Here is a 12,420-nt window from a genome sequence, read left to right as displayed (position 1 = left end):
CACACCCATGGCACTCACCCTGCACGTCGACACCGAGCGCTGGCGTACCCAACTCGCCGCGGCCGCCGCGTCGTACCCTCGCGTCGTGACGGTAGTGAAGGGCAGCGGCTACGGCTTTGGTCATGCGCTGCTCGCCGCCGAGGCCGCGCGACTCGGGGCCGACACCCTGGCCGTGGGCACGTACGACGAGCTCGCACTGGTGTCTGACGCGTTCCCCGGTGACCTCCTCGTGCTGGTGCCGTTCCGGACGTTCGACGTCGCGCGAAACGCCGCCCTCGGAGTCGCGCCACCGGGCGAGGACCCACGGCTGATCCACACGGTGAGCCGGCTGGCCGACCTGCAGACACTGGCGGACGGGCCGGGCAAGCCGCGGATCGTCGTCGAGCTGTTCACGTCGATGCGGCGGCACGGGTTCCCACCCGAGGACCTCCCGATGATCACCAAGCAGCTCGATGGTGTGCGGTGTGAGGGGTGGGCACTCCATCTGCCGCTCACCACCACTGGCGCTCACGGCGCGGAGGTGGAGGCGTGGATCCGCCTGCTCGAGGAGGCCGGCGCTCCGCTCGACCGGTTGTTCGTTTCCCACCTCACCCCCGCTGAGCTGGCGGCCCTGAGCTCCGGCCATCCCACCATCGACATCCGACCCCGCATCGGCACCAAGCTGTGGCTGTCTGACCGGGAGGCCTATCAGGCGCGGGCGCATGTGCTCGACGTCCATTCGGTACGCCGGGGCGACCGGTTCGGTTACCGGCAGCGGCGAGTGCCTGGTGACGGTTACCTGCTCGTCGTGAGTGGCGGCACCGCACACGGTGTGGCCCTGGAGGCGCCGAGCCACGTCACCGACCTGCGAACACGGGCGAAGGTCCTGGCTGCGAGCGGGCTCGAAGCCACCGGCCGGGCACTGTCGCCGTTCACCGTGGCGGGGCAGCGGCGGTGGTTCGCCGAACCCCCGCACATGCAGGTCAGTGTGGTGTTCCTGCCCGCGTCGGTGGCTCCGCCCGAGGTCGGCACCGAGCTGCGGGTCAACGTCGGCATGGGGCTTACGAGGTTCGACCAGGTCGTCTTCGACTGACCCGCAACCTTCGGACGAACTCCCGGACACACCGATGTGACCGGGGCCTGGTGATGTAACCGCCCGAGCCTGAGCCGACTTGGCGGAGGTGTCTCGGCTTCTTCGCCGAAACTCCTCCGCCAAGTCGCCGCAACTCGCGAGCGATCTCGCATAGTGGGCGCGTCTCGAACCTGCTCAAGCTGTCCGGTAAGTGAGACCTGAGGCTGCCCCTTCAAAGGATCATGGCTCGCCGCTCCGGCGACGTTTCGGCGATCCGGAACCGCGAAGGCTGGACAAGTTCTTCTTGAATCGGCCGTCAGCTCCCGGGCCAAAGGGTTTTGAGGAAGGCTCATGGGTGAGCCGTGCGAAACGCACGGATGATTCGTGACACCACGCGGATGGGGCTTGGGGGTCAGCGGCCCGAGGCTCAGTGGCATGACTCTTCCGCTGATCGCAGAACCTTCCGCGGCGCCGCGCTGGCGCCATTTCTTCCGCCACGCCGTCGAGATGATCGTGGCGATGGTCGTGGGCATGGTGCTGCTCGCACCGATCTGGAACGCCGTCCTGACCTGGCTCGGGCTCGACCAGGCGCTGGAGCGGCCCGACCTCGCGGGGTTGGTCGCGGCGACCGACATGACCGTGGCGATGACGGTGTGGATGCTCTACCGCGGGCACGGCCGGGCCCGGATCGTGGAGATGGGCGCGGCGATGTTCGTGCCGTACCTCCTGCTGATCGTGCCGTACTGGCTCGGCATCTTCCCGGGCGAGCACATCCTGATGGGCGGCCACGCCCTGATGATGCCGGCGATGGCGGTCGCGATGCTCGCGCATCGTGGGAAGTACGCGCGCCACCACCACAGGCCTCACGCCGTCCATCCGGTCATCGGCGTACTCGGGCACCGGGCTCCCACCTGGATCGCGCTGGCCATAACCCTCGACAACTGGCACTCCCCATTCGTGCCGCCGCCATGGGCTCTGCTGGTGCTGCCGGCCGGGTACCTGTTCTTCGGCGCCGTACGAGGTCGGCTGCGGGATTCGCGGATGCTGGCGCTGCAACTTGCCGGGCTCGCGCTCTACCTCGTGCTGGCGGTGATCGCGGCGAACGCCGATCCCTCGACGGCCGCGTTGGTGATCGCCGCCGGGTGGGGCTTCCACTCGGTGTGGGACTTCGCGCACCACCGGGCCGACGCGGTGGTTCCTCGCTGGTGGTCGGAGTGGTGTGCCGTCTTCGACCTGGTCATCGCCGTCACCATCGTGCTGTTCTGGTGATGGTCGTGGCCGTGCCACGGCGCCTTAGCATCGGCGGGTGACGGTGGACCTCGACACGACCGACGATCCGCGGGTGCGTGGCGCGCGACGGGCCATCCTCGCGTCGGTCGGGGTGCTCTGGGGTGGCTGCCTGATTGTGCCGACGGTCGCGCTGATTGACGAGCCACATGCGGTACACCAGTGGCTCGGCGTGGTCGGCGTCCTGATCCTCGCGGTCTCGTACGCGTCCATCCTCCACACCGTAGCGACGCCATCGGTCCCCGAGCGGAACCGCCGCCTGCTCGCGGGCGGGTTCGCCCTGGCATCCGTACTCTCGATCGTCCTGGTGGCACCCGTCGGCCCGGATGATTGGTACACCTGGGCCTGGATCGGAGGTGCGACCGCGGGGTTCGCCCCGCTCCTACTGGCGGGGTACGCCCGCTGGGTCGGGGCCGGCGGGGCCGTACTGGTGGCAGTCCTCGTGGGCGCAGTGACTGGCGGGTCGCCCCTGGTGCACGGTCTGATCGCCGCCTCCGTGGGCGGCTCCATCGTCGGCATGATCATGCTGCCCCTCCGGCTCTGGAACCTGCTCCTGCAGGCCAGAGCCGGGCGGGAGGCCCTGGCCCGGCTCGCGGTCACGGAGGAACGCCTCAGGTTCGCCCGCGATGTCCACGACCTCCTCGGTCATCGGCTGGCCGTGATCGCGCTCAAGGCCGAACTCGCCGCACGGCTCAGCGGCGTCGATCCCGAACGCTCCGCGCGGGAGGCCGCCGAGGTGCAGAGCTTGTCTGTCGCCGCGCTGGCGGAGGTACGCGAGGCCGTGCACGGCTACCGGGCAGTCGACCTGGGTGACCAACTCCTCGCGGTGGAGGGTGTGCTGCGGGATGCGGGGATTCGCTGCACGGTCCGGCGCGCCGCGGTGGACCTGCCGGCCGAGTCGGCCACGCAGCTCGCTCTGGCCCTGCGGGAAGGCTGTACCAACGTCCTGCGACACAGCACAGCCGGATGGTGCACGATCGAGCTCAGCCAGGACACCACTAGGGAGGTACGCATGACCATCGCGAACGATGGCGCGCGGGCAGCCGCCTCCGACGACCGGAGTTCCGGGTTGCGCGGGGCCGCGGAACGGCTGGCCGGGGTGGGCGGAACACTGCATACCCACCTGGCCGGCGATGTGTTCACGCTCGAGATCACGGTGCCGGCATCGTGATCAGGGTCCTGCTCGCGGACGACGAGGAACTCATCCGCGACGCACTGGCCGCTCTCCTCGACCTCGAGGAGGACCTGGAAGTTGTCGCTCGTACGGCGGACGGCGTGGGCGCGGTCGAGGCTGCCCGCGCCCACCGGCCAGACGTCGCGGTCGTCGACCTGCAGATGCCCGGACTCGACGGGCTGGAGGTCACCGCCGAGCTTGCGCGCGCACTCCCGTCGTGCGCGGTGGTGATCCTCACCGGCCGCGGCCGGCCACCGCACCTGCAGCAGGCTCTCACCGCGGGGGCGAAGGGCTTCCTGCCCAAGGGCTCACCGGGTGGCACGCTTGCCGACGTGATCCGCCGGGTGTACGGCGGCAGCAGGTACGTCGACCCGGCACTCGCCGCCGATGCTCTGACCGCGCCGCCCTGCCCGCTGACCCCGCGTGAGCTGGAGGTGCTGAGGCTCGCGGAGTTCGACACGCCGGTCGCGGTGATCGCCCGGCGTACCAACCTGTCCCCCGGGACCGTGCGCAACCACCTGTCGGCGGTGGTGGCCAAGCTCGGCGTCGCCAGCCGCGCCGAGGCGTTCCGCGTCGCCCGTGACAACGACTGGCTCTGAGCCCTTCGTGATGGTCGACGGACCCGCTTGGGCGTTCACTTTCCGAGGTGTTCATTTTTAGTGAACGTCGCTGTGCAGTGGACGCTATGTCAGATCGAGAGTTGCTGGATGCGGCCATGGCCCACCTCGCCGACGCTGGACTGAACCCACGGCTCGATCTTTTGGAAGCGTCCGACCTGGCTGGAGACGCACCGGTCCGTCTCCAGCCAAGTCGGGCAAAGAACACATCGTCACCATTTTGGTCAAGAGCTACACCACTGAGGCAATCGCCACCGCGGCGCAACTTGCCCGGTCTCAGCTACCAGCGCAGCCAACACTTCCTTGAATGTCAGTCAGCCCATGCGCCCCGGTCAAGGGACGAGGCTGGTCCGGTGAACACGGTGAAGGCGTGGCGGATCCACTGTCGGTGCGCTAGTGTCCCGGGCATGTTCGGGACCGAGTGGCGATATCGGCGCTAACCGCGCCGGTTTCAGTGCTGCCCGCTGTCGGGCGGCTCCGCTGCTCTCCTCCGAAGGATTTTCCCGAACATGTCTGCCATCCAGCTGTCCGACGACGCTGCTGCCCACCTCTTCGCCGACCTCGCACGCACCACGGACCAGGTCGTCGGTGCCTCCGAACTCTCCGCCCTGCTGGCCGGCGGCCGCCCACTCCGAGTGAAGTACGGCGTCGACTGCACCGCGCCGTTCCTCCATCTCGGGCACGCGGTCAACCTGTGGCTGATGCGGCGCCTGCAGGACGCCGGCCACAAGGTCGTCTTCCTGCTGGGCGACGTCACGACCCAGGTCGGAGATCCGACCGGCCGGTCCGAGAGCCGCCCGGTACTCCCACCCGAGGAGATCGAGCGCAACGCGGCCGCGTTCGTCGAGCAGGTGGGACTGGTGCTTCGCACCGATCCCGCGGTGTTCGAGGTACGCCGGAACTCCGAGTGGTACGCCGGCCTCACCACGACCGGGATGCTCGAACTCCTCTCCCACGTCACCCACGCGCAACTGCTCGCCCGGGACATGTTCCGCCGCCGGATCGCGGCCGGGCGCGAGATCGCGATGCACGAGCTGTGCTACCCCGTCCTGCAGGGCTACGACTCCTACGCCGTACGCTCCGACCTCACCATCGTCGGCAGCGACCAGCTGTTCAACGAGATGCTCGGCCGGCACTACCAGCAGCGCCTCGGCGCGCCGCCGCAGGTGGTGATCACCACCAAGATCACGCCCGGGACCGACGGCCGCGAGAAGCAGTCCAAGAGCCTCGGCAACTACGTCGCGCTCACGGATCCGCCGCGGGAGAAGTTCGGCAAGCTGACGCGGCTCCCGGACACGCTCACGCCGGAGTACCTCGAGGTCTACACGACGCTCCCGGACGCGATGGTCGAGGACGCCCGGCAGGCCTTGGAGCGCGGCGGCCGTGCGGTCCGGGACGCCAAGCTCGGTCTCGCCCACGCGGTCGTCGCCCGCTACCACGGCGCCGAGCGGGCGGATGAGGAGCGCGAGTGGTTCCTGGCGACGTTCTCCGAGCGGCGCGAGCCCACGGACGTGCCCGACCTCGTCCTCACCACGCCCCGGGTGACCGTGCTCGACCTCGTCTGCCGGGCCCGGCCGTCAGCCAGCCGGAGTGCGGCCCGCCGCCTCGTGCTGGAGAACGCCGTCCGGCTCGGTGAGCGGGTCCTGTCTGACCCGGACGGCGTTCTCGAGCCTGTTGACGGGGAGCTGCTCCGCGTCGGGCGCCGGGGTTTCTTCCGGCTACGGACGGCCGGGGCCGAGACGCAGGTGCCGGAGACGTAGGAGGACCGGGTTCGGGGCTCAGCCAGACCATCGTCCGGTGAGGTACGCCGCCGCCCACACTCCGAATAACGGCACGGCGAGCACGAGGTAGATCCGCCATACCCAGGTCCAGCGCACCGCCAGCGCGGCGAGTCCCATCCACAGCGGAAACCAGAGGAGAGTCGCCCGGGGTACGGAGAAGAACCAGTACGACGTCGAAAACGCGATCACCTGGATGCCCACCCAGGTGGCCTCGCCCCAGCGTTGCAACGCGAGCAGGGTCACGGTGACCACCAGGCCGACGAGCATCGCGACCAGTTCGGCGCGGAACATCCACTCCCAGTTCGCCCGTACGGCCTCGCTCACGTCTCCGAAGGTGGTCTGGCCGGTCGCGGCGTCCACCGTGTTGAGCAGCGATTCGACGGGGAACGTCGCGCCGCGGTACCACTCCTGCGACTGCGCGTGGTACCACCGCATCCAGTCGCCGGTGTTGACGCGAAGGTATGCCATGTAGCCGAGAAGCGGCACGAGCGGGAGCGCGAGCCAGGCACCCTGCACCCAGTCACGACGCTTGCGGGACGTCAGGAACTCCACAACCAGCGCGGCGATCAGGAACACACCCGAAACCCGGACCGTCGACGCGCCCGCGGCGAGCAGCCCAGCGACCCACCAGTGTCCGCGGCGGGCAGCCAGCCAGGCCGGGATCGCGAACCCGAGGAACAACGACTCGGTGTACGGCGCCGCGAGAAAGATCGCCGGCGGTGCGAGCATCCACATGGCGGCGGCCCGGCGGCCGGCACCCTGGCCCCACTCGGCGTCCGCGAGCCGTCCCAGGGCGATCGCGGCGATCGCACCGGCGACGAACGACACGCAGAGTCCGGCCACCGCCGTCGGCAGGCCGATCGCGTGGCCCACGGACAGCAACGCTGGAAAGCCCGGGAAGAACGCCTCGACCGGGGTGTCCCAGCCCTTGGCGAAGTAGCCGTGGGTGGCGATCCGGTCGAAGTGCCAGAAGTCCCACTGCTGCCAACGGTCGAGGAAGCCCGGAACCTTACTCTCAGTGAGGAAGAGCCACGGACCGGCGAGTGCCACCAGGAGGATCCCGATCCTGGTGAACGTCCACCACGCGAGGACCTCGAGGTCATTCCGGCTCAGCCGTGCCCAGGACGGCAGTCGGGACCACAGCCCGGTCGGGGGTACTGGAGTGGCTGAGCCTGCGCGGGCGGTGCTGGGATCGGTGTCGGGGAAGGCGGCGCCGCGGGTTTGCATGGCCGTACCGGCGCCACCACCCTCGCCCGGGATGCCCTGGCCAGGGGTTGGTGTCGGTGTCGGCAGCGCGAGATCAGCCGCAAGCGGCGCGAGGCCAGGCGGCATCGGGGGCTCCGGCGCTGCCTGCGCACCGGAGGCAGCGGTATTCGGCGGATCCGTGATGGTGAGGTCCCGCCAGCTCTGCGTGTCGTCCCACCGCCGGTTATCGTCAGCCGACTGGGGCCCCTGCCGCCAGTCGGCGTTCGCGTCGGCCTCGTCGTACCCCAGCGAACCCGGACCCGACCACCCGGTGCTGGTCCTCGTCACGGGATCGTCGGCGGCCTCGCGATGGGATGTGGTCCAGGTACCCCGATCAGCCGCCTCCACGTCGTTCGCGCCGTACCAGCCGGTGTCGGTGACGGGTCCGGTCGTGGGCGTCCGGGAACCCAGTGCATCGCTGGACCAGGTCTGCTCAGCTGACCACTCGGGTGGAACGGCATGCCGGCCGGTGCTTTCGCGGGGCGACGCGGGATTTCCCCAGGCCGGCCCGCCCGGCTGTGACGGGTCGACGCCGCGGGTCGGATCGGTGAAGGCCGCCGTCTCGTCTCGGAGCGGGGACGCGTGCGGCCACCGTGCATCGGCTTCCCACGAGGAGGGTTCCTCCCGCGCGGGCTGGCGCCCGGTGGACGGGCGCCCCGTGGTCGGGTCGGATGCCGGACGGCTGCCCCACGCGGCTCCGGTGTCCCAGCTGGGTTGCTGGCCCCGGGCGGTGGTCTGATCCCCCGAGTCCGGCCAGCCTGTCGAAGGTTGAGCGGGCGACGTGCCCGGGTCCGCCGGCGTTCTGTCCGGCGGGACGGGGGCTCCCGGCCAAACCGCTGTGTGGTCGGACAACCCCGGGTCGACGTATCCGCGCCGGCCAGCGGGCGGCGGCTCGACTGCTGGGCGCGGATCGGGCGACGGGGGTACGTCGCCCCAGCTGGGAAGGTCCCCTCTGCGCCGGGCGCGGACGCTTGGCAGCTGGTCCTCGCCCCACGTCTGAGGAGGATCTCGCCGATCGGGCTCCTCAGGAGGTGGTTCCGTACCCCATCTGCGTCTCTTGCTCATGCCCGTCCTCGCTTCGCTGCGGGCGCGCATGAGGCACCAATGGCGCTGTGTCTGATGATTCGCGCGCTGCGCTCGCTCATGCCCGTCCTCGCTTCGCTGCGGGCGCGCATGAGGCACCAATGGCGCTGTGTTTGATGATTCGCGCGCTGCGCTTGCTCATGGCGTCACGCCCTCCTGCAGGGGTGGCCGACCCGGCCGACGGGCACCGAGGAGTCGCCGGCACCAACGGGCGTCAGCCGCCTGGTCGAACGGACCGCCGGTCGGATCGTCGACGAGTCCGCGCTCGCGGACCACGTCTGCCGACGGAACGAGGATGTCGCGAACGACGACCGCGCACAGGTAGAGCGTGGCCGCGATCCGGATACCAACCGCCGCCCAGTAGAGGCGGTCAGGCGCGTCGTTGGCCGGCGCCAGGATGCCGGCCAGGTGGAGCCAGATTGCCACCCAGTAGATCAACTCGCCGACCTGCCACACCGCCCAGTCCCGCCACCGAGGGCGGGCGAGGGCCACGAACGGCAGGAGCCACAGGACGTACTGCGGCGAGTACACCTTGTTGACCAGCAGGAACGCGGCAACGGTCAGGAACACGAGCGACGCGAGCCGGGGTCGCCTGGGTGCCAGGATGGCCAGGCTTGCGATCCCGAGGCAGGCCAGTGCGAAGAGGCCGAGCGACACCGCGTTGACCCCGGGCACCGGATGCTCCGCGAGCTTGAGGACGTACCAGATCGAGCCGAAGTCGCCGTCGCGGCCGGTGTTGAACGACCAGAACACCTTCCAGCTGTCCTGCGCCAGGACGATCAACGGCAGGTTGACCGCGAGCCAGGCGGCGCTGGCGGAGAGCATCGTGACCCCCCACAGGCGCAGCTTCCCCGACCGCAGTGCCAGCACGAGCAGGGGTCCGAGCAGCAACAGCGGATAGAACTTCGCCGCCGCTCCGAGACCGATCAGGACACCGGTGGCGAATGGCCGGGACCGTGACCAGGTCAGAAGGGCGCAGGCGGTGAGCGCGACCGCCACGAGATCCCAGTTGATCGTGCCGGCAAGGGCGAGGGTCGGCGCCGCCGCGAAGAACATCGCGTCGTACGGGCGATGCGGGGCGATCCGGCTCAGCGACCACACGGCGAGCAGGGCGAACAGGAACAGCACGACGACGGTGAGGTCGAAGAAGAGCACACTCTCGGCGACGGCCGCGCCATTGCCGAACGCCTGCGTGACCCAGGCGGTGATCTGCATGACGAGGCCGGTCAGGACGGGGTACTCGAGCGCGGGGTAGTTGCCGCTGTCGAGGTAGGCGATGCTGCCCTGAGCGAAGCCGCGCTCGCGGTAGAGGTACGCCACGTCGCTGTAGCAGAGCCGGCTGAAGGCGTACCCGGTCTCGCGGGGCCAACCTTCGATGTGGCACGGCGCCTTCTGGATCACGCCGATGACGAACATCGCGGTGGTGACCAGGATGACGACCGCGAGCGGTGACCAACGGGAAGCGCTGAGGCGGGCGTAGTAGCCGATGGGACCGCCGAGCCACGTGGTCATTACGCGGGCCAGTGAATCGTCCCGCGACGGGCTCCTGGTCACCACGCCTCCGTGCCTTCTGGTTCGCACCGCCGCACCCAGACGTGGTTCGGCCCCACGCCTCCGGGTGTCACGGCCGCTTCTCGTCGTACAAGCTGTCCGCCCACGGACGGCTCCAGCCAGTGGCATGGATCCGTCCGCGCCGTTCCGGGCCCCATCGTGCCCTATCCGGGCCGTTCTGTCGGCACCTGCCGGGGGTCCCCTCCCCGATCCCGGCGGAAATGGAACCTACGGACATGCGGGGGGAGGACCTCGCTCAGCCCGGGGGCGGTGGCGCCGTGGGCAGGTCGGTCGACCGTGGGAACGGCTTCGTCCTGGTCGGAGATGGCTGCGGCTTCGGATCCTTGGTGCGGGTCGGCCCGGGCCTCGGTCCCGGCGTTGGTGGCAACGGCGTGTAGGTGGGCTTCGGCCGCGGCCGCTGCGGAGTGAACGTCGGCTCGGGCGTCGTCGGCAGGGGGGCCGGCGTCGTGGGACCAAGGGTCGGTGTCGGCGTGGTGGTACGAGTCGGCGCCGGGTTGACGTCGGTACCAATCTTGGCCGGCGGTGGGAACTGCTGGACCGGCTGACCGTCGAGCGCCTCAGCCATGAACGCGGTCCAGATCCTGGCGGGGTAGCCACCGCCGAAGAAGGTGTTCATGCCGCCCACGTCGTCCAGCGACTCCTTCACGCCGTCGCCGTTAGCGTCCTTGTAGAACGCGACCGAGGCCGACATCTGCGGGGTGTATCCGACGAACCACGCGGTCTGGTCCTCGTGCGTACCCGTCTTGCCCGCGGCGGGCCGACCGATCTTCTTGGCCTCCTTCTCCCCGCTGCCGCCCTGGATGACGTCCTGGAGGGCGTAGTTGACGTCCCGCATGACGTCGCTGTCGAACTCCCGCTTCATCGCCGGCTTGGCCTCGTAGGTGACCTCCCCACTTCGGGTCATCACCTTGTCGACGACGTGCCAGGAGGAACGCTGGCCGCCGATCGCGAACGTCGCGTAGGAGTTCGCCATGTCCATCGGGGAGACGGACGCGAAACCGAGGGAGACCTTCGCGTGCTTTTCGAGGCCGGGTGAGTTCGCTGGGACGCCGGCACGCACGGCGGCGTCGACGACGTCATCGGGCTTGATGGCGCTGACGGTGAGGTCGACGTACGCGGTGTTGATCGAGTCGCGCGTGGCGCGCATCAGGTCGACATAGCGCCCGTAGTCGCGGTTGAACTCGTTCTTGACCTTGTCCCCGTTGGGAAGTTCGTACGGGGTGTTACCCCAGAACCGGCTCTTGAGGGAGATGCCGTCCTCCAGCGCCGCGGTGAGCGCGAACGGCTTGAACGTCGAACCCGGCTGGAGCTTGGCCTGCGTCGCGTCGTTGAACTGGCGCTCGAGGTAGTCGGGTCCGCCGTACATCGCCACGACTTCGCCGGTGCCGGGCCGGATCGCGGCGCCACCAGCGTGGACGCCCTTGGCGTTCTTGGTCGGGAAGTTCTCCTTGAACGCCTTCTCCATGGCCCGCTGGGCCTTCGGGTCGTACGTCGTGGTGACCTGCAGGCCACCGGCTTCGATCTGCTGCTCGGTGTATCCGAGGCGCAGGAGCTCCTTGCGCACCTGCACGAGGAGGAAACCACCGGGCCCGCGGTAGACCTGCTTGCTGTTGACAGGCTTGAGCTTGGGCAGCGGCACCTGCTCGGCCGCGGCCCGGTCAAAACTCCCGAGGTCCGCCATGCCGCGCAGCACGTAGCGGTAGCGGCCTTCGAGCCGTTTCTCGTTCTGCGGGTCAGAGGCTGGGTCGTAGTTGGACGGGGCACGGAGGACCGCTGCCAGCACCGCCGCCTGCTCGGGCGTGAGGTCTTGGACATGCGTGCCGAAGTAGGACTGGGCCGCCACCTCGATGCCGTGCGCGCCGCGCCCGAAGTAGCTGGTGTTGAGGTAGTGCTGGAGGATCTCCTGCTTGGAGAGCTGGCGCTGGACCTTCAGCGAGATGAAGAGCTCCTTGAGCTTGCGGCTCCAGGTCTGGTCCTGCGTGAGGTAGTAGTTCTTGACGTACTGCTGGGTGATCGTGGACCCACCCTGCGTCGACTGACCGCGCGCTTGGTTCCAGACCGCGCGGAGGATGCCGGACGGCGAGACACCCTTGTCAGTCCAGAACGTGCGGTTCTCCGCCGCGAGCACCGCGTCCTGCACCGGCTTCGGCACCTGGTCGAGCGGCACCGAGATGCGGTTCTGGGCGTGGAAGGACCCCAGGACGCTCTTGCCGTCGCTGTAATACAACGTCGTGGTGTTGGCGTCCACCAGCGTGTTGGGGTCGGGGATCGGGGTTTTGGCGTAGCCGATGACGAACGCCGCGACCCCGCCGAGCAGCACCACCACCAGGGTGATCAGCAGGCCGAAGAGGAATCGTCGACCACGACGGCGTCGGCGGACCCGCGTCGCTCGCCGACCCGGGGGACCGTGGCGCGACGCGGGGGTGTCATCGAGGACATCGACGGAACCCCTGGCGTACTGCCGGGTCGGTCGGGCGTACGAGCCGTCAGTGGGTCGGCGCTTGCTTTGCGCGGCGGCGTACACAGAACCGTCGTCGCGCAGGTGGGTCCGTGTCACAGTGTCGTCCCAGGGGGTCGGCCGGCAGCGACCGGCGCTGCCGACGGGTACGG

At 69.5% G+C, this 12,420-nt stretch carries 8 protein-coding genes; 5 read left to right on the top strand and 3 right to left on the bottom strand.

Features of this window, described 5'->3' with window-relative positions; translation table 11 throughout:
• Positions 1-7: 7 nt before the first annotated feature.
• The 5 genes from B141_RS0108065 (at position 8) to tyrS (ending at position 5,889) form a co-directional block, all read left to right on the top strand.
• Positions 8-1,072, top strand: coding sequence for an alanine racemase (locus tag B141_RS0108065; RefSeq protein ID WP_020574649.1), 1,065 nt, complete (start codon positions 8-10; stop codon positions 1,070-1,072).
• A gap of 414 nt (positions 1,073-1,486) precedes the next feature.
• The gene (locus tag B141_RS0108060) at positions 1,487-2,320 is read left to right on the top strand and encodes a hypothetical protein (RefSeq protein ID WP_020574648.1); all 834 of its coding nucleotides are present in this window, start codon (positions 1,487-1,489) and stop codon (positions 2,318-2,320) included.
• Positions 2,321-2,357: 37 nt separating this feature from the next.
• Positions 2,358-3,509 carry a sensor histidine kinase gene (locus B141_RS0108055; RefSeq protein ID WP_020574647.1) on the top strand — a complete coding sequence of 384 codons (1,152 nt, stop codon included), beginning with the start codon at positions 2,358-2,360 and terminating at the stop codon, positions 3,507-3,509.
• On the top strand, positions 3,506-4,111 hold the full coding sequence (locus B141_RS0108050; protein ID WP_020574646.1) for a response regulator transcription factor: 606 nt from the start codon (positions 3,506-3,508) through the stop codon (positions 4,109-4,111). Before B141_RS0108055 ends, B141_RS0108050 begins: the two co-directional genes overlap by 4 nt.
• Positions 4,112-4,638: 527 nt before the next feature.
• Positions 4,639-5,889 (top strand): tyrosine--tRNA ligase, encoded by a 1,251-nt coding sequence (tyrS, locus tag B141_RS0108045; RefSeq protein WP_020574645.1) that lies wholly within the window; start codon positions 4,639-4,641, stop codon positions 5,887-5,889.
• 18 nt (positions 5,890-5,907) lie between these two features.
• On the opposite strand, the gene B141_RS51335 is transcribed toward tyrS, so the two are convergent.
• The 3 genes from B141_RS51335 to B141_RS39515 all read right to left on the bottom strand — a co-directional run bounded on the left by B141_RS51335 (position 5,908) and on the right by B141_RS39515 (position 12,367).
• The gene (locus B141_RS51335) at positions 5,908-8,220 is read right to left on the bottom strand and encodes a mannosyltransferase family protein (RefSeq protein ID WP_237742647.1); all 2,313 of its coding nucleotides are present in this window, start codon (positions 8,218-8,220) and stop codon (positions 5,908-5,910) included.
• Between the two features lie 156 nt (positions 8,221-8,376).
• Positions 8,377-9,750: a glycosyltransferase family 87 protein gene (locus tag B141_RS39520; protein ID WP_020574643.1), complete on the bottom strand. Its 1,374-nt coding sequence runs from the start codon at positions 9,748-9,750 to the stop codon at positions 8,377-8,379.
• A 295-nt stretch (positions 9,751-10,045) separates the two neighbouring features.
• On the bottom strand, positions 10,046-12,367 hold the full coding sequence (locus tag B141_RS39515; RefSeq protein WP_020574642.1) for a transglycosylase domain-containing protein: 2,322 nt from the start codon (positions 12,365-12,367) through the stop codon (positions 10,046-10,048).
• Between the last annotated feature and the right edge of the window lie 53 nt (positions 12,368-12,420).

It is taken from the genome of Actinopolymorpha alba DSM 45243 (genome assembly GCF_000373925.1).
GTDB lineage: Bacteria > Actinomycetota > Actinomycetes > Propionibacteriales > Actinopolymorphaceae > Actinopolymorpha > Actinopolymorpha alba.
Note: the sequence above shows the minus strand (reverse complement) of the source record. Positions and strands in the feature narration are given on the sequence as shown.